A 19,720-nucleotide genomic window follows, 5' to 3' on the forward strand; every position below is an offset into this window, starting at 1 on the left:
TTATTTTATTATAATCTGTTTATTAAAAATTGAGTGCAAGGTATTATAAATATTATCTATTCCCTTCTGTAAAGCTTTATTTAATAAAAAATAATCAACAGTTAATTGATCTTTATACATATATCCAAATCTTTGAGAAAAAGGTATTTTATTTGCATCAGCATATACATGCTCCAACTTTCCAATAGCAAAATGACCTATTGTATCTGCACCAGATTCAAGTGTAATATCAATTTTAGTTTCTTTTATTCCTAATTTTGTTAAATATGCATGTCCAGTTTCATGAACCATTGTTACGCCTAAAAGATCCTTATGCTGGGCGGCTAATGGAGAATAAGTTATATCCTCAAGACCAGTTATAAAATTAGTGGTTGTATATGCATAAGCGTCACCATTTCCTGGATCTATATATCCTCTAGAATTACCTTTTCCTAATATATCTTTTCCAACATTAGTTACCTTTTTTTCACCTGCTGAAACAGATTCTCTGGCAGCTCTCATATCATTTATGTTTTCTAACATAACTTTCTCATCTACATTTGGATCGTAAGTATAGTGCTCAGTTGTCTTTTTATATAAATATTTTCTTTTGTAGTTTCCATTTACAAAATAATTAATAGTATAATTAATAGCACCCATAGCAGCACCCATTACAGCACCTTTGTACAATCCTGTAAAGAAGTTCTGCTTATTAAATACAGCATCAATACCACCTGTAATAGCTCCGTTCATACTACCAACTATGACGGCCCCGTTAAACCCACTGGCGGACATCCCTCCAGTTAATCCTCCAGTGGCAGCTCCCGTGATAGCTCCAAGGAGTAAGCTTTTGGCAAAACCACCCCAAGACCATGTTCCATTAACTAAAGATTTAAGAATGAACATCCCTGCTGCTACCATTGTACCTACAACAGCCCCCGCAACCCATGATGCCACCAGTACACCAAATAATGGGACTAAACATTCTCCATTAGGATCATTATAAAGGAGAGGATTATTCATTACATACCCATACTTATTATAATTCTGGGTATTGGTAGGGTCTTGTATATTTTCATCTGCATTTAAGAATCTTCTTAACAATGGATCATACAGTCTTCCGTTCATGTGGATGATTCCTACTTCTGCAAAGTGTTCATGGCTGGTGTAGCCTCTTTCTACTAATAACGAAGTGTTGTTAATTATATTTTTATCGGTAATAATCGCTCCATTTCCTATTTGTAAATGAGTGAAATTCCCCCAAGCATCAAAATGTCTCTGCTCCAGCTTGTTTCCGGCTTCATCACTAATGGCAAGAATGCTTCCGATATAATCTTTATGTAAGAATTTGTAAGATCCATTGGTTTCATCATAATTCTTCAGGTAAATGATACTGCTTTCGTATGGACTTCCACTAATATAAAGAACGTGTTTTTCTTTACCTGTTGTATTGTCTTTTACGATTTCAAAACTTCCGTCTTCACTGTAGAACTTGGTGAATTTACCTTCCTGATCAGGATCAAAATTTCCTCCATACGTAACTCTTTGTCTCATGCTTGTCAATCCATACTGGAATGCAGCATCTCCTTTCTCGCCATCAATGAAGACAGGATCGTTATTCTCGTTGTAGGCTATGCTTTGGATCAGGTCATTATTATAATTCTGAGTTCCTGCTGCGTTCAGGGTCATTCCTGTTGGCTGATAGATCTTAGTGGAGTTTTCATACTTAATCGTTCCCACCTGATCATTTTCTATGATCCTTCCTTTGGTGTCATAGCTATTTTGAGAATTTTGTCCCGTTCTAGGGTTTGTCCAGCTGATTAATCTGTTATTGTCATCGTAATCAAATGATTCAATTATATTAAAATCTCCTAAAGTTTTTCTCAACTTAAGTTCATTTTTAATAACATTGAAAGTATACTGGATATTTAGAATACTCTGTACAGGAGAAATATGTTTGATTTCTGCTAAGAAACCAGTTGCATCATTATATGTATTATTAATATCTGATGCTCCTAATTTGGCTCTTACAACCTGCCCTTTAACATTGGTCTCTTTAAGTTCCCATAAAACTTTCCCTGAGTTTTTATCTTTTACCTGATAAAGCTCTCCATTCCAGGCACTATATAAATTTTCTACTTGTACTTTAGTCAAAATACCAGAAGAATATAACTGTTTTTCGTAAGAAAGCACTCTGCCTTTGTCATCATACGTAATACCTTTTCGTATAAAATATTTCCCATTACTGCTTTCAGACGAAGATAATAATCTTCCCTGCGGATCATATGCAACATTTGAGCTATAAGATTTTCCTTTGGAGGTTCCGGCTTTTGAAACTACCCTACCTTTGTTATCATAAGAATAAGAAATTATCTTATTAGTTGCCTGTCCGCCATCTGTTGTGGAGATTTCTGTATGAGAAATAAGCTGACCTAAATTATTGTAAGTGTATTGTTTAGTTCCTTTCGGGCTGATGATTTTTTTAGATTGTCCAAAAGGATCATATTCATATTTATATAATCCGTTAGACGGGTCATTGAATTCTGATTTTCTTCCCCAAGAATCATATTTAGTAGTAACTATATTTTCAGCGTATTGTGCCTTTATTTGTTCGCCCGCAGCATTATAAGAGAAATTGATAGTTCCCCCCTTATCTGTACTGGAGATAACATTATTTAAAGCATCAGTGGTTTTACTATTTGTTCTTGCATATCCGTTAACTTCTGTTACAGAGATGGTATTTCCAGAAATAATAGTTTCTATTTGCTTGCCCAAGAATGAAGATATTTCTCCAGCATTATTTAAGGTTGCTAATGCAGTTGCTGTTATTTTAGCGGGATAAAAAGTATCATTATAGGCGATGACGTTCCATAGGCTTATATTTCCACCTTCAAAATAAAGTTCACTCTCTTTCGTTTTCCTGCCCAAAACATCATATTGGGTTTCCTGAGCTACAAATTGCCCCTGTCCAAATGCTTTTGTAGATGTTTTATAATTCTGTCCTAATTTGTTGGTGTATTTTTTTGAGACATCGCCATCAGGATCATATTGAGTAATAGTTATATTTGATTGGCTATCTTTTTCATATTGATATGTTGTTGTTCCTTCGAGATTGGTTTTGGATTTCATTAATTTGCCCCAAGCATCATATGTGTTGGTAAGCTTGTTGTCCAAAGGATCGGTCTGGGTAAGAATTTGTCCTTTATCATTGTATGTGTAGCTAGTCGCTAGTCCGAGATTATCCGTATTCTTTTCAACAAATCTTCCTGTAGATTCGTATTTAGATATACTGGTTTGGGTTTGAGAATCTACACTGTTACTGATAACTTTTTGAGTGATATTTCCATATCCGTCATAAGTATAAGTTTCTTGTAAATATTCGGTGTTATCCCTGTTCCATGTTTTAAGCGTTTTTAAAAGGTTACTTTCATATACATATTCTTCTTTAGCAGATTTAGTATCGCCATAGGCTTGATTTACGGTAGTTTTAGATTTCGGGCGCCCAATGTAATAGTCTGATCCAACTCCTGATGGATTATGAATGTATTCAAAAGTGGTATTTATCGTTGAAAAATTATTATTGACATTAATCAGGGTTGAAGCTGGTAAATAGTAATTGTCATAAGTTACCGATTTTGTTAAAGTAATGTTTTTTAAGAAATCTTTTTCAATAATGGTTTCAGGAAGAATTACATCAACTTTGTTAGGCAATTGTTGAATAGAATAGTTACTTTGCTTAAATGATAACAGCTGAGTATTATTAACAGAAATATCTGTCGGGAAAATTAGATTTTCGTCGTTAGTTCTGATTGACCATTCTTTTACCGGTTGACCGAATTTTTGAGCATCAATTTCAACACCACTCCATATTTTCGTGTTTTCAAAACCATCTGCATACCATGAAGATCGAGCCATTTGGTGATACCCAATACTTCCTCTTCCTTGCAAATGCCCTGTCATTCCTCTGTATCGGAAATCCTGCTTTCTGCCTACCTGCTGAAGTTGAGAAACAACGAATGTCTGATCCACTCTTTCTAATGAAAAATAAGGGTAGAGCTCTTTCTTAACTTTCTTATAAATATTAGTTCCATTAGAAACTGCTTCCGCGTAACTAATTCCCGTTATAATGCTCCCATTTCCCTGATTAATGGATTTAATCCTTGCCAGCTCTGAAAGTGGTGTAGGTGCTTTTATTCTATGCAGATGCTCCTTCCAATATAGAAATACGTTATAATAGTTATTATTTGCCTTTATTGGGTTTGTTAATGGTGTGAATAACGTTAAATCCTGTATATCCTGCACTCCATAAGTCGGACTTACAAAAGATGGGATGGGTTGGAAATTCAGCGTACCATCAGAGGCAGCTCCATTGGCTAATTTTGTGCTTATAACATATCCAAAATCTCTATATCCCTGTGCGCTGGAATTATTAATCTGATTATAGGAAAATACTTGAATAACATCAGATTTACCATCCTTATTCATATCAGCAACAGCAAAAAAGTACTGTCTGGCAAATTGGGTATAGCTGTTATTAACCTGTGTCTGACGTTTTCTATAAGAGAAGAACTCAGTCTTAAGGAAATTATTGAATCCTGTTCCTGTTCCTATATAAAATCTCCAGTTATCAGGTTTCCCAACAGCATTATCTGTAACAGGTATGGTAAAATCTAATTTACCGTCACCATTAAAGTCACCAAATAATACAGGAAATTCAGGATCTTTGGTTTCAATTAAACCACTTGTAAACCTAATCTTTTTCAGATATTGATTCGGGGCCGTTTTTACAAATTCAAATACTTTGTAATCATTATTGGAGACATTGATGATTTCAACCTTTCCGTCTCCATCTATATCCATATATTGCTGGTTATAAAGAATGTTTTCATTAATTCCTGCATCAATTGTATAAATAGCAACTGGATTATTCTGATTTTTTAAATCCACAATAAAGTTTCCTACATCATATGTGGCACATCTCAGAACGGTACACGGAGCAGGACGGTTCGTAGTTTCATTTGGTGTAATATTATTACAAGCAGGATCTGGCACCCATTCACAAACTCTTTTTTTTAAAGTCAAAAAAATGTCCGAGATACCATCTCCATTAATATCACCTTCATTCAATGAGGGAACCTCTATGCGACAACCCGCAGGTGGGGGTTCATTACCTGTCACACAGTCGGATTCATCATATACTAATTTTTCAAATACTTTGACAAAAATGTTATTTCTGAAGATATAACCTACAATTTTCCCTTCTTCATATTGTACAATCCCGTTCCCGTTATAGATTTGTCCTTCTTCGTCCAGTAATGTACTCACTACTTTTGCATTAGTTTCAAAATACTTATTGGTGGTAATGGTCGTAAAAGTGTCATTATTAAATGCTCCCAATTTTACAGTACCATTTGACATAACAAAATCGATATAGGAATCCCCGTTGAGGTCTCCTGTCAGCTTTACGCCACTAAATGGATCACTATTGGGTAAATAATCCAAGTCTACCGAAGAAGGAACTGGCTGGGGGTACTCGAATGCTATAGGATTAGCAGCTGCTCCCTCAGCATTATATTCCGTAATTTTATTAACAAACTGGTAGCTTGTACCATTGTTGCCATATTCAATAGTATATTTTTTATAGGAATTGTTGTTCGTTTTCACAACAACATTATCCAATATCCTGTCCTGAATCAATGAAACTCCACCAATATAATATTGCTCAGACAAAGTTCTAGGCATATAGTTAAATGTGATTTCATTGATTACAGGAGTATTTAATACTTCGTTTCCTCCCCATTTAATGCTGGAAACTGAAGCTACATTTTTAGATGCAGTCTGTACATAGTTATACACAATATAATTTCCCTGAGCATCTCTCCATTTAGCAATATTGTATTCTATGGGGGTTCTGGCTAAACTTGCTCCCGAAGTAGTGCCACCATACCAAGCCTGCGAGCCATCTTCAAAAGTCACTTCCCAGTATTCGGGACCTTGCCATGCTTGTCCGGTTATTGTTCCAATAGATTTAATTTTGATATTTGAATACTTTTCGGTCACATACTCTGCTCCGTCCTTTCCGTATTCTCCTGATTTTAAAATTAATCTCTGACCATTAAAACTATAATAGTCTGAATAATCTAATTTTACACTGGTTAACTCTCCATCTTTTTCAATATTTTTACCACTTCTTGAGATAGTAGTAACGCCTGATAAAGCCCATCCAAAACCAGCAATTCCATTTCCGGAATTACTCAGATAGATTAAGCTCATATTTGGAGAAACATTTTTCACGCCCTGAGGCAGATCAATCGGTAACGTAAATTGTAATTGTCCTGCCCCATTCACGTCAATATTTCCTTTAGTGTCATGGAATTTATTATCTGTTGTTTCTGTAGTTCCGGTTGGATTACCCGCACCAGCTCCTGAATCAATTGGCCCTCCTCCCGGATTTTCCGTACCAGGTCCAATTTTAGCAACAAAAGGATTGGATATATTTGATGTTGCATGAAATCCCTGTGCAAGCACTACGGTCTGTGGATCCTGAACGGTTCTTGATGTGCTTTCAGATTGGTATAATATAGTTTGTGAATATCCTAATATTGAGAGACAGGATATTATGAATGAATAGAAAATTTTCATATTCTTTTTCTTTGTGTTAATAAATTGATAGATGACGAATCAGATAAATAGCTTATCGTTTGGTAACATTTCGGCTAAACACTCTACCATCTTTTAAAGTAAAGCGCAGAATATAAACACCCCAGTCATAACCTGTCATATTGATCTTCAGCTGACGGTTCAATGCAGGAATATTCTGCTGTTGGAATTTCCAGTGTACCGTACTGTGCTGATACAGCGAAACGGATTCTATAAGATCGTCTGCTTCTTCAGTCCAGTCTATGGTAAGAACATCATTAACGGGTACAGGGTAGAGTCTGATCTGTTTCAGGAAAGTTTTTTCATCCATGGCGGGAGCTTCTTGCTGTTGCGGAGCAGCTACTGTTTTTGTATCCTGTTTTGCTGTTTCAGCGGGAGCTGTTTTTCCTGCAACATTAGGGCCTCTGTATCTTTGGTTTCCTGCTTCGTCATATTTGAAATAGACCTCAGTTTGGGAAAATCCTAAAAATCCTATCATCAGGGAGAATATCGAAAGTAATTTTATTTTCATATGTATTTTATTTTTTTTCAGAAAGAAGTTTTTCCAGCTGCTTTTCAAATTTTTCCAGCTTTTCAGCTTGTATGTTTAAGGCTTTGTTTTCTTCCTTAAGCAATCTAATTTGTTCTGATTGAGATTTTAAGTGCTTGTTTTGCTCTATTGAATAAAGGGTAAGTTCTTCTATCTTCTGTAACAGTTTAATTTGAAACTCTCCAACATTTACCCCTTCTTTTTCCATCTGTGCTGCTGATGCAATTTCAGGAAGGTGCTTTTTCTCTTTTATGTGCTTTTCAATATCTTCTAGTTTTGGAAGATTATAATTCTCATCAAAAACAAAATCAGCTGTTGGTGTAAGAGTTACTTTTATTTCTTTGGCTTCAAATTTACCTTGTAGTGATGCATTGCCGTTGGAATGTAAAGTCAGAGTCTGTTGTTTAAGTCCTGAACCGGATACTAGATTAAAATTAATTTCATTATCTAGCAATCGAATATATGATCCTCCTTTTGAGGTATTGACTCTTTCCATACTTACTCCATTCACATTATTTTTTATATTATTTCCAATACCTACCCCGGAATAGGTTAATCCTGGTTCAGAAGCCCAAATCATTAAATCAGCAGGAGCATTACCATCATTGTCTGCATGCAATAGGATTGTAGAAGTGAAGTGTTTCCCATAAATAGTAAATTTTTCTTGAGGTGAATCTGTATTTATACCTATATTACCATTATCTGCTAAGAATAAAGGAGCATCACAAATCCCTCCTGCACACCGATTGACTGCGTCATATCTCATAAATGCCAATCCTTTATTAAAAGTATTTCCTTTCCATATACTCCATTCCTTTACCTGGCCGGACTGTGTATATGAATCATCAATAAATCTCAGTCCAGTTGGAATATAACCTCCATTACCTCTGATGATAGGAATGCTGCTATTTGCATTAATATCAAGACTCCCTTCTGGAGCATTGGTTCCAATACCAATATAATTATTTGAAGAGGCTTGTATTGCACCAGCTGGAGTGTATAACTGTGCAAATGTGAAAGATGATGCCAATATGGCTAATGATAATAATTTAATTTTCATCTGTTTATAGTTGTTTGTTTTTTGTTCAATTAAATAGATTAGGTAAGTTTCTCTGCGTTACTAAATGTCCTTCATCAATATTTTCCAACGTATTTTGCAGTGGAATTACTAAAGGATTGTGGTTACGCATTGTGGATTCAGTAGTCCATCCTTCTGTGAAGGATCGTGTAACTTCTGTATTGTTGGCCTTAGAAATGAACAATTGTCTCTGTAAATTTGTTCGAAGGAGTAGCACTTGAGCTATCTGTATTCCGGTTCTGTGCAAATTGTAATGAAGCCGAAAAGCTCAGAATAAATAATAAAGATTGTTTCATAATTTTCTTTCAGTATAAATGTTTTTCAAAAATGGTTAATGTAAAATGTCAGTAGGTGAGTGACTGAAGGCTGTGTTTTTTAGTAATGAGGTTATGTTTTTTTAGCAAAAATAAAGAATATTTAAATCAAAAACTGACAATAATGATACAAATCATTAAAATGGGAATTACATTATGATGAATTGAAAAAAAGCATAATAATTTTAGTTAAAACTCTTTTAAATCAAAAAATATTAAGCGTTGAAAATAAAAAAAACACCGATTTTGAACTCGTAAATAGTTGTTTATCAGTGTTAATTTATTTTTGAAAATTTAATGCTCTTTAAAAAGTAATTAGATGATAAAAATATAATAAATCACTCTACAGTCTTCCCGTTTTAGAAAAAAACTTTACCTTTGCCCATATGAACCTGTTAAGATGGATACTAGCATTCTATTTCATGGCATTATCACTGATGCCTTGCGAAGATGTGCACCGTCCTGCAGGACCTACAGAGATTAAACTGTCATTCAATATCCAGGAAACCCATTCAAAGGATAAAGGAGATGTCTGCTCACCGCTGTGTACATGCAGTTGCTGTCAGATGACGGTATCTTCTTTCAAAATGGATCCTTTATTAGAAATTCCGAGCCAGGTTCAGGCTTACTTTTCAAAGAAAATTCTTTTTCAGAAAAACAATTTCGCATACCAGATGTACGATCATATCTGGCAACCTCCTAAAATTTAATTTTTATTGATTATTAGAAAGTTAGGCTTTCTATCTATTAAACTTTGCAATACCATTGCAGAGGTCTTCGTGATATTTTTGCAGCGGCATTATTGCCGTATGCAGTATTTCCAATAAAAAATTAAATACAGATCGTGTTAGATAAAATCATAAAATTCAGTATCAAAAACAAGGTGGTTGTGGGTATCATGACCTTACTTCTCATTATCTGGGGAGTATGGAGTGCTACGAAACTCCCCATAGATGCTGTCCCTGATATTACCAACAATCAGGTGCAGATCATTACCGCATGTCCCACACTCGCAGGACAGGAAGTAGAGCAGCTTGTTACCTTTCCTATAGAGCAGAGTATTGCCAATGTCCCGGATATTCAGGAAACCAGAAGTATTTCAAGATTCGGGCTTTCCGTGATCACGGTAGTTTTCAAAGAAAATGTAGATGTTTATTTTGCCAGGCAGCTGATCAATGAACAGCTGAAACTGGCAGTAGAAGAAATCCCCAAAGGAGTGGGAACACCGGAACTGGCACCTGTAAGTACGGGCCTCGGAGAAGTCTATCAGTATATTCTCCACCCGAAAAAAGGCAGCGAAAAGAAATATTCCGCTAAAGAACTCCGTACCATGCAGGATTGGATCGTACGCAGACAGCTGAACGGAACTCCCGGTGTTGCAGAAATCAACAGCTTCGGAGGAGAATTGAAACAGTATGAAGTAGGGGTAAATCCTGACCGCCTTAAAGCAATGGGCGTAAGCATCTCTGACATCTTTACAGCCTTGGAAAAAAACAACCAGAATACCGGTGGGGCTTATATAGACAAAAAACCGAATGCCTATTTTATCCGGGGAATCGGATTTGTAACTTCATTGGAGGACATTAAAAATATTTCGGTTAAAAATGAAACCGGAAGCGTTCCCATTTTTATAAAAGATGTGGCAGAGGTACGTCTCGGAAGTGCTGTACGCTACGGAGCATTGACCTATAATGGAAAAGTAGATGCAGTAGGTGGTGTAGTGATGATGTTAAAAGGTGCCAATAGTAACGATGTAGTAAGTCTTATTAAAGCTAAAATCCCAACCATTCAGAAATCGCTTCCCAATGATGTGGTGATAGAGCCCTTCTTAGACAGAACAGATCTTGTCGGAAGAGCAATCAATACCGTAGAGAAAAACCTCATAGAAGGTGCCCTGATTGTTATTTTCGTATTGGTGGTTTTCCTTGGCAATCTTAGAGCAGGACTTATTGTAGCTTCAGCCATTCCGCTATCATTGTTGTTTGCTTTGGGAATGATGAATGTTTTTGGTGTCAGTGCCAATTTAATGAGCCTTGGAGCGATAGATTTTGGATTAATTGTAGACGGTGCCGTGATCATTGTTGAAGCCACTTTGCATCATTTAGGCCTAAGGAAATCCGTACGGAACCTTACCCAAAATGAAATGGACGAAGAAGTTTTCCTTTCTGCATCCAAGATCAGAAGCAGTGCGGCTTTTGGTGAAATTATTATCCTTATTGTTTATATTCCGATTCTTACCCTTGCCGGAGTAGAAGGGAAAATGTTTACGCCAATGGCTAAAACAGTAGGATTTGCCATCCTGGGAGCTTTGATTCTTTCCCTGACTTACATCCCGATGATGAGTGCTTTGTTTTTGTCTAAAAAGATGTCACATAAAGAAACCTTTTCAGATAAGATGATGAACTTCCTGCAGAAGATCTATCAGCCGATGCTGCATAAAGCTGTTAAAGTAAAATACATCATTGTTTCGGCCACTATTTTCATATTTGTCATTAGTGCCTTTATTTTCAAAAATATGGGTGGCGAATTTATTCCACAGCTGCAGGAAGGGGATTATGCATTCCACTGTATTCTGCCGCAGGGAAGTTCACTCAGCCAGAGTATTGAAACCTCTATGCAGGCTTCAAGAATTATCAAACAGTTTGATGAGGTGAAAATGGTCGTAGGAAAAACCGGTTCTGCTGAGGTTCCTACCGATCCGATGCCTCCGGAAGCCACGGATCTGATTGTCGTTTTAAAACCACAAAGCGAATGGAAATCAAAAAAATCATATACAGAACTCGCCGATGAGATCAGTGAAAAATTAGAAACCATTCCCGGGGTGTTCTTTGAAAAGAACCAGCCGATCCAGATGCGTTTCAATGAGTTGATGACGGGGATCAGACAGGATGTTGCCGTTAAAATTTTTGGTGAGAATCTGGATTCACTATCTATTTATGCCGATAAAGTAGGAAAGATCATCCAGACCGTTGACGGTGCGACGCCTCCGCAGATTGAAAGAATAAGTGGACTTCCCCAGATCAACGTAGAATATGACAGAACGAGAATGGCCAATTATGGTTTAAATATAGAAGACGTAAACAATGCCGTAAGTACAGCCTTCGCTGGAAAAGCAGCCGGACAGGTGTTTGAAAACGAAAGACGTTTCGATCTTGTGGTCCGTCTCGACAGTCTTCACAGAACGAATATCGATGATGTGAATAATTTAATGATCGCGACCGGAACAGGAGCGCAGATTCCGCTTTCCCAGGTCGCCAATATCAGCTATAAACTGGGACCGGCACAGATCAGTCGTGAAGAAGGAAAAAGAAGGATTGTGATCGGTTTTAATGTAAAAGGCCGTGATGTACAAAGCGTGGTGAAAGATATTCAGGTCAAACTGGATCAACAGGTCAAACTACCTTCCGGATATTATTTTACTTATGGCGGACAGTTTGAAAATTTACAGGAAGCCAGCAAACGTCTGATGATCGCAGTTCCGGTTTCCTTGTTTTTGATTTTCATGCTGCTCTATTTCACCTTCCACTCATTTAAGCAGGCCGCATTGATCTTTACCGCTATCCCGATGAGTGCCATCGGAGGCGTATTTGCGCTTCTTTTGAGAGATATGCCATTCAGTATCAGTGCCGGAATTGGATTTATAGCCCTTTTCGGAGTAGCGGTTCTTAACGGAATTGTTTTGATCGGAACCTTTAACCAACTTGAAAAAGATGGCGAGACGGACGTATTGAAAAGAGTATACGAAGGAACAAAAACCAGATTAAGACCTGTTCTGATGACCGCAACAGTGGCATCATTAGGCTTTCTGCCCATGGCAATTTCTACAGGAGCAGGAGCTGAGGTACAGAAACCTTTAGCGACAGTGGTGATCGGAGGATTGGTAACCGCTACATTCCTTACCTTATTTGTTTTGCCGATGCTCTATATTATTTTTAATTCAAAGATTTCAGGAAAAATGAATAAAATTAAGCCAATTACAACGGTTATCGTTCTTGGGTTTCTGATGTTCGGACAGGTGTTTAAAGCGCAGACCAGACAGATTTCTGTGGATCAGGCCGTAGAAATGGCTGCCGAAAATAATTTGGTTCTAAAATCAAAAGATCTGAATATAAAATCTGCAGAAGCTTTGAAAGGAACGGCAAAAGAACTTCCCAAATTAAATTTTGAAGCACAACTCGGGCAGTACAACAGTCCGAAATTCGATCAGTCATTTGCCATTTCGCAAACCATTCCTTTCCCGACACTGTTCAAAGCAAGGAGAGAATTGATCACTGAAAATATAAAAAGCAGGCAAATCGATAAAGAAGTTTCGGCGAACGAACTGACCAAACAGGTAAGGAGTTATTATTATCAGATCGAATACCTTCAGTACAACAAATTCAAGCTGAAGGATCTCGACAGTCTGTATCAGGATTTTATTCGAATTGCAAGCGTAAGATTTAAAGCAGGAGATATAAAGAAGATTGAAATTAATACAGCAGAAACCCAAAAGGGGGAGATCAGTCTGCTGTTGAAACAGAATGAAGTGTATTTAAACAATGCTTATAAAAATTTAAAGACGTTATTAAATACTTCCGAAGATATTGAAGTTCCTTTTAAAAGCGATTACGAACCTTTGAGAACAGAAAATATCCTCGACAGTTCTTCTGTAGTCAATAACCCTACAGTCAAAGCTTTATATCACGAAATGGAGATTGCTGAAAAGAATAAAAATGTGGAGAAATCCCAGGGACTTCCCGAATTCAGCCTCGGATTGACCAGCCAGTCGCTGATTGGTTTCCATACCAAAAACGGGCAGGAGAAATTTTATAATGCGGGCGACCGTTTCAATTCGTTCTCTGTAGGCGTTGCCATTCCTTTGATGTTTGGAGCAACAAAAGCAAGAATGCAGTCTCTGGAGTATGAAAAACTGGCCGCCGAAACCAATGCAAAGATGAAACAGAAGCAGCTTTCAACACAGCTTGAAAATGCTTTTGAACAATATCAGCAGGATATACAACAGTATGAATATTACATAAGTCAGGCTATTCCTAATGCCGAAAAAATTGTAAAAGCAGCTCAGTTAGGGTACAAAACAGGAGAAATTTCTTATGTAGAATATCTCTTTGCCCTGCAGACGGCCACCAATATTCAGTTAAAATATTTAGAATCCATTCAGCAGGTCAATCAATCTGTAGTTACCATTAATTCAATCATCAATAAATAACATGAAAATAAAGCACAATATCATATCTCTGACCGTCACGGCACTTTTACTTATAAGCTGCGGAAAAAAAGAAGCAACAGCAGAAAATACTGAAGTAAAAACTGAAAAAGCGGTAGCCGGTCATGAAGAAGCACCGCAGACTATTGCTTCATTAACTGAAGAACAGATAAAGTCCGTCGGGATATCTTTAGGTCCCATAGAAATGAAGGAACTTACGTCCACCGTCAAAGCCAACGGTCTTCTGAGAGTTCCCAATAATAACAAAGCCGCTATCACTTCTCTGTATGGCGGAGTGATCAAAACCCTGAACGTACAGGTAGGAAGCATCGTAAAAAAAGGACAGGTGATCGCAACCATTGCAAACCCTGAATTTATACAGCTTCAGGAAGAATATCTGACCACCAACAGTAGAATTACCTATGCAGAACAGGAATACCGAAGACAGCGTGAGCTTTTTGACAATGATGCAGGCGCAAAGAAAAACCTGCAGAGTTCAGATGCAGAGCTTAAAACCCTGAGAACGAAAAAAGCTTCCCTTCTGAGACAGCTTCAGATGATGGGAATCAGTCCGGGAAAAGTAAATAATTCCAATATGAGATCAGGGTTGGTGATTACAGCACCGATCAGTGGAACGGTCAGCAATATTTCAGCACAGATCGGAAGCTATGTAGATGTTTCATCACCTGTGGCAGAGATTATTGATAACAATTCGATCCATCTTGACCTGCAGGTTTTTGAAAAAGATCTTCCTAAAATGAGAGTAGGGCAGATCGTGCATTTCAAGTTAACGAATAATCCCGAAACGGAATATGATGCCATGGTTTACAGTGTAGGATCTTCTTTTGAAAACGAAAGCAAAACCGTTTCTGTACACGGCACAGTGACAGGAAATAAAGCAGGTCTCATCGACGGTATGAATATCACCGGAATTGTAAGTCTTGATAAAAATACAACGCCTGCCGTTCCTAATGAAGCCATCGTAGAAGCCGACGGAAAATACTATGTCTTTATCCGTACCGATAAAAAACCGGAGGAACATGAAGAGGAAGAAGGTGGAGATGATCACAAAGAAGAAAAAGGAGAACCTGCCCAACATCAAAAAACCTTGAATTTTGAAAAAGTAGAAGTGATAAAAGGAACATCAGATATGGGATATACGGCCATTACGCCTGTTAAAGGAATTCCTGTTGATGCCAGAATTGTAGTAAAAGGAGCCTTTTTCGTGAATGCTAAACTTTCCAATTCCGGCGGGCATGAGCATTAAAATAAGGAAATGATAATCGATTTATAGAAACAGACCGAAAGAACTACCGATTTTTATGCCTAAATTAGAGTTGTTTACGGTACATTTTCAGAGGTCAGAATATAAGAAACGCTCTAATACATCTTCAGCTATGCTGTTAAACAAGAAAATATCCATCTGGTATTTCATCCGTGAAATAAAAACCCAGATTCTGTATATGGGCATATTTGCTGTGTCCATAGGATTATTAGACCTTCTCCCATGGTTCCGGAAAATCTCACTTCCACTCAATATTCCTGCTCTCTTAGGAACCGCAGTATCATTGCTGCTGGCTTTCCGGACCTCACAGTCTTACGAAAGATGGTGGGAAGCCAGAACAGTCTGGGGAGCGATAGTGAATGATTCAAGAACCCTGATGAGGTTGGTGATACAGTTTTCCCCTGTTGGAGAAGATAAAATCATAAAAGAATTTGCAGAAAGGCAGATCATCTGGACCTATGCGCTTGGGGAATCTTTAAGAAGACAGCCTTTTTCAGAAAGAGTTCAGAACTATCTGGATAAGCATCAGATCAAAGCCACAAATATTCCGAATGCCCTTTTGGATGCCCATTCTCAACAGCTCAAAGAAATTGCTTCTTCAAAAGGTTTAACAGACTTTCAACAGATGCAGCTAAATGACATCATCACCAGGCTCTGCGATAGTATGGGGAAATGTGAAAGATTGAAGAATACAGTTTTCCCGAGGTCTTACAGTATTTTGTTGCATACCCTAATCTATGTTTTTGCTGCCATCCTTCCTTTTGGACTGGATGATGCACAGCTGGCTGTTGAGATCATCATCACATTCCTTATTCCGGTCATGTTTCTTGCGATAGAAAAAACATCAATCATCATGCAGGATCCTTTTGAAAACGGACCTGTAGATACGCCTGTGACCGCATTGGCGCAGACCATTGAAATTAATATTAAACAGATGACAGGAGATCAGAATGTTCCTGCCAAAAAAGATAATTCTTTGTATTACGAAATGTGATCAACTAAAATTTCAGAAAAACATGGAAGAAATAAAAACACAAACAGGTTCCCCGGCCAGCAGAAATAAAAAGAATCTGCTTTTTGTCCTGCTGTTGAGCGGAACCTACATGATTGCTGAGGTGATTGGCGGCCTTGTAACCCAAAGTCTTGCCCTGATGGCAGACGCTGCACATATGCTGACCGATGTTGTGGGGTTATTTTTGGCATTGATAGCCATCAAAATAGGAGAACGAAAAGCAGATGCTTCTAAGACATTCGGGTATTACCGGACAGAGATATTGGCAGCAGTAATCAATGCAGTGGTGTTACTCGGTATTTCCCTGTATGTATTGTATGAAGCGTACCAAAGATTTCAGAATCCTCCGGCAGTTCAGAGCAAAACAATGCTGATTGTCGCAGGATTAGGACTTGTAGTCAATATTATCGGAATGATGATCCTCAGAAAAGATTCAGAAGGAAGCCTGAATATGAAAGGCGCTTATTTTGAAGTGCTTTCCGACATGCTTACCTCTATTGGAGTGATGATTGCAGGAGTTATTATGCTGACAACGGGTTGGTATTATGCTGATCCAATTATTTCAGCAGCGATTGGTCTGTTGATTTTTCCAAGAACCTGGCGTTTGCTGAAAGAAGCAGTTAATGTATTACTGGAAGGAACTCCGAAAGATGTAGATATTCACCAGCTGCGTCAGTCACTGGAGGAAGTTCCCGGAGTAAAAGATGTTCATGATCTTCATGTATGGTCATTGACATCAAGCGTAAATGCGATGAGTGCACACATCGTCAGAGATAGCAGAACGGCTCAAAACCAATTGTTGAAAACCTTAACGGACGTAACAACCGAGAATTTTAAGATCAGCCATACCACTTTTCAGATTGAAGAAGAAGGTTATGAAGAACAGGAAGTACATCTTTAAAAATTAAATGCAGACATGAAAAAAGATATAGAAAACAAGCTCATCGATAAAAATACCAAGCCCACCAGCATGCGAATCCTGGTGTATGATTTTTTAAGTACGCAGGAAGCTGCACTGTCCCTTTCTGAAGTGGAAAATCATTTTGATAATGCGGACAGGACAACTATTTACCGGACATTGAAAACCTTTGAAGAAAAAGGAATTGTCCACAGCATCCAGGAAAATACCACTACAAAATATAAATTATGTGATGACGGTTGCGATGAGAAAACACACAAAGACTGGCATTTGCATTTTTACTGCAAAATATGCAAGCAGACCACCTGCAGAGAAGATATTTCTTTCCCGGAAAATGTTCAGACCAATTTCAGAATCGATGAAATAAGACTTTTTGCCAAAGGAATCTGCGAAAACTGCCTTGAAAGTTTGCAATAGTATTGCACTGAGTATAACCTTAATTTTACATCAAAATAGTATTTATGGAAGAATGTTGCAGTACAAAACCTAAAAAGAAAGAACAGCATACACACGATCATTCCGAAGGAGACGGACATGATCACTCTCACGATACAGGAGACAAAACACCTTTTCAGATGTTTCTTCCTGCCATCATCTCTTTCCTGCTGTTGCTGATAGGAATAGCATTGGACAATTATATAAAAACAGAATGGTTTACAGACTGGGTGCGTTTGGTCTGGTATCTGGCGGCCTATATTCCTGTAGGATTTCCCGTATTAAAGGAAGCCTACGAAAGTATCGTTCACGGAGATGTCTTTTCTGAATTTTTCCTGATGGGAATTGCCACAGTAGGAGCATTTGCAATCGGGGAATATCCGGAAGGTGTTGCTGTAATGCTTTTCTATTCCGTAGGAGAAGTGTTCCAGGGAATGGCGGTTTCAAGAGCCAAAGGAAATATCAAAGCCTTGCTGGATCAGCGTCCTGATGAGGTGACAGTCATTGAAGGCAGCCAGCCTAAAACGATTAAAGCAAAAGAAACCAAAATAGGAGATATCATCCAGCTGAAACCCGGTGAAAAACTGGCTCTTGATGGTGAACTGATGACAGAATCAGCTTCATTCAATACCGCTGCACTCACAGGTGAAAGCAAACCGGATACGAAGACAAAAGGAGAAGTTGTACTTGCAGGAATGATCAATATGAACAGCATCGCTCTTGTAAAGGTAAATACCGCTTATGAAGACAGCAAGCTGAGTAAAATTCTGGAGCTGGTGCAAAATGCTACTGCGCAGAAAGCCCCGACCGAATTATTCATCAGAAAATTCGCAAAAGTGTACACGCCGATTGTTGTATTTCTTGCCATAGGAATCTGTCTTTTGCCTTATTTCTTTGTGAACGATTATCAGTTCAGAGATTGGTTGTACAGAGCCTTGATTTTCCTTGTTATTTCATGTCCTTGTGCATTGGTGATTTCCATTCCGCTGGGGTATTTCGGAGGAATTGGAGCTGCGAGCAGAAACGGGATCCTGTTTAAAGGAAGTAATTTCTTAGACAGTATCGCAGAGATCAAGAATGTGGTGATGGATAAAACCGGAACCATGACGGAGGGCGTATTCAAAGTGCAGGAAGTAAACATTCAGCCTGAATTCAATAAAGACGATATCCTGAAATTGGTCAACGCTTTGGAAAGCAAAAGTACCCATCCTGTAGCTACAGCGATCCATAATTATGCAGGCGATATTGATCATACTATTCCCCTGGAAAATGTGGAAGAATTGGCAGGGCATGGCTTAAAAGCTTCAGTCAATGGAAAAGAATTGCTGGTAGGTAATTTTAAGTTGATGGATAAATTCAATATCAGCTACGATACCAATCACGCCAATATTGTGTACACGCTTATTGCCGTAGCTTATGATAAAAAGTTTGCAGGCTATATCACCATTGCAGACAGTATAAAAAGTGATGCTAAAGAAACCGTTGACAACCTGCACAGAATGGGCGTAAAAGCCACCATGCTGAGCGGTGATAAAAGTACCGTTGTCAGATATGTGGCAGATCAACTGGGTATCGATAATGCTTTCGGAGATCTTTTACCGGAAGACAAAGTGAATAAAGTAAAAGAAATCAAAGCGAAAAATCAAACCGTAGCCTTTGTTGGGGATGGCGTGAATGATGCTCCGGTAGTTGCACTCAGCGACGTAGGAATTGCTATGGGCGGGCTCGGAAGCGATGCCACAATTGAAACAGCAGATGTCGTTATCCAGGATGATAAACCAAGCAAAATCCCAATGGCCATCAACATAGGGAAGCAGACCAAGAAGATTGTATGGCAGAATATTGTGTTAGCCTTTGTTGTAAAAGCTGTTGTCCTAGCGCTTGGAGCCGGAGGTTTAGCCACAATGTGGGAAGCCGTATTTGCAGATGTGGGAGTAGCAATGCTGGCGATCTTAAATGCAGTGAGGATTCAGAGGATGAAGTTTAATTAGGGAGTAGGGGGAAGGTAGCAGATGGTAGGTTGCAGGTAGCAGGAGTCGAATAATAGGTTTTAGGATAAAGTGACAAATAATCACTGCATTATAAAATTTCATCGGAGATAAAACCCTTGCACCTTAAAAAAAGTATTTTGTAATAACCTTCGCGTCCTTGCGATAAAAAACAACCAACCCTTATAAGTTTTAAAAAGCTGTAAGGGTTTTTTATTGAAAGAAAAAGATCTGCGTCATCTGTGAAATCTGCGGGATAAAAACTACCATAACTATAAGAAACCTTATTTTCCCTAATCCCTAATCCCTAATCCCTAA

General features: G+C 38.1%; 10 protein-coding genes. 7 read left to right on the forward strand and 3 right to left on the reverse strand.

Going from position 1 to position 19,720, the window contains the following annotated elements; genetic code table 11:
• The 3 genes from HHL23_RS06375 to HHL23_RS06385 are packed head-to-tail and all read right to left on the reverse strand — an operon-like array spanning window position 1 to window position 8,228.
• Entirely contained in the window at window positions 1-6,621 is a 6,621-nt protein-coding gene (locus tag HHL23_RS06375) for a SpvB/TcaC N-terminal domain-containing protein (RefSeq protein WP_169233978.1), read from the reverse strand.
• A 52-nt stretch (window positions 6,622-6,673) separates the two neighbouring features.
• Window positions 6,674-7,150 (reverse strand): hypothetical protein, encoded by a 477-nt coding sequence (locus tag HHL23_RS06380; RefSeq protein WP_169233979.1) that lies wholly within the window; start codon window positions 7,148-7,150, stop codon window positions 6,674-6,676.
• Window positions 7,151-7,157: 7 nt separating this feature from the next.
• The gene (locus HHL23_RS06385) at window positions 7,158-8,228 is read right to left on the reverse strand and encodes a hypothetical protein (RefSeq protein WP_169233980.1); all 1,071 of its coding nucleotides are present in this window, start codon (window positions 8,226-8,228) and stop codon (window positions 7,158-7,160) included.
• A gap of 718 nt (window positions 8,229-8,946) precedes the next feature.
• Here HHL23_RS06385 and HHL23_RS06390 point away from each other — a divergent pair.
• From HHL23_RS06390 to HHL23_RS06420, 7 genes are all read left to right on the forward strand, one after another.
• A complete protein-coding gene (locus HHL23_RS06390) occupies window positions 8,947-9,270 on the forward strand; it encodes a DUF6660 family protein (RefSeq protein ID WP_169233981.1) in 324 nt (107 codons plus the stop codon).
• A gap of 134 nt (window positions 9,271-9,404) precedes the next feature.
• Window positions 9,405-13,766 carry a CusA/CzcA family heavy metal efflux RND transporter gene (locus HHL23_RS06395; RefSeq protein WP_169233982.1) on the forward strand — a complete coding sequence of 1,454 codons (4,362 nt, stop codon included), beginning with the start codon at window positions 9,405-9,407 and terminating at the stop codon, window positions 13,764-13,766.
• Window position 13,767: 1 nt separating this feature from the next.
• Window positions 13,768-15,030 (forward strand): efflux RND transporter periplasmic adaptor subunit, encoded by a 1,263-nt coding sequence (locus HHL23_RS06400; RefSeq protein ID WP_169233983.1) that lies wholly within the window; start codon window positions 13,768-13,770, stop codon window positions 15,028-15,030.
• Between the two features lie 130 nt (window positions 15,031-15,160).
• Window positions 15,161-16,042 (forward strand): bestrophin family protein, encoded by an 882-nt coding sequence (locus tag HHL23_RS06405; RefSeq protein ID WP_169233984.1) that lies wholly within the window; start codon window positions 15,161-15,163, stop codon window positions 16,040-16,042.
• 22 nt (window positions 16,043-16,064) lie between these two features.
• Window positions 16,065-16,961 carry a cation diffusion facilitator family transporter gene (locus HHL23_RS06410; protein WP_169233985.1) on the forward strand — a complete coding sequence of 299 codons (897 nt, stop codon included), beginning with the start codon at window positions 16,065-16,067 and terminating at the stop codon, window positions 16,959-16,961.
• A gap of 15 nt (window positions 16,962-16,976) precedes the next feature.
• Entirely contained in the window at window positions 16,977-17,396 is a 420-nt protein-coding gene (locus HHL23_RS06415; protein ID WP_169233986.1) for a Fur family transcriptional regulator, read from the forward strand.
• A 356-nt stretch (window positions 17,397-17,752) separates the two neighbouring features.
• Window positions 17,753-19,405 carry a heavy metal translocating P-type ATPase gene (locus HHL23_RS06420; protein ID WP_394354150.1) on the forward strand — a complete coding sequence of 551 codons (1,653 nt, stop codon included), beginning with the start codon at window positions 17,753-17,755 and terminating at the stop codon, window positions 19,403-19,405.
• The last annotated feature ends 315 nt before the right edge of the window (window positions 19,406-19,720 follow it).

The organism is Chryseobacterium antibioticum (genome assembly GCF_012927325.1).
Classification (GTDB): Bacteria; Bacteroidota; Bacteroidia; order Flavobacteriales; family Weeksellaceae; genus Chryseobacterium; species Chryseobacterium antibioticum.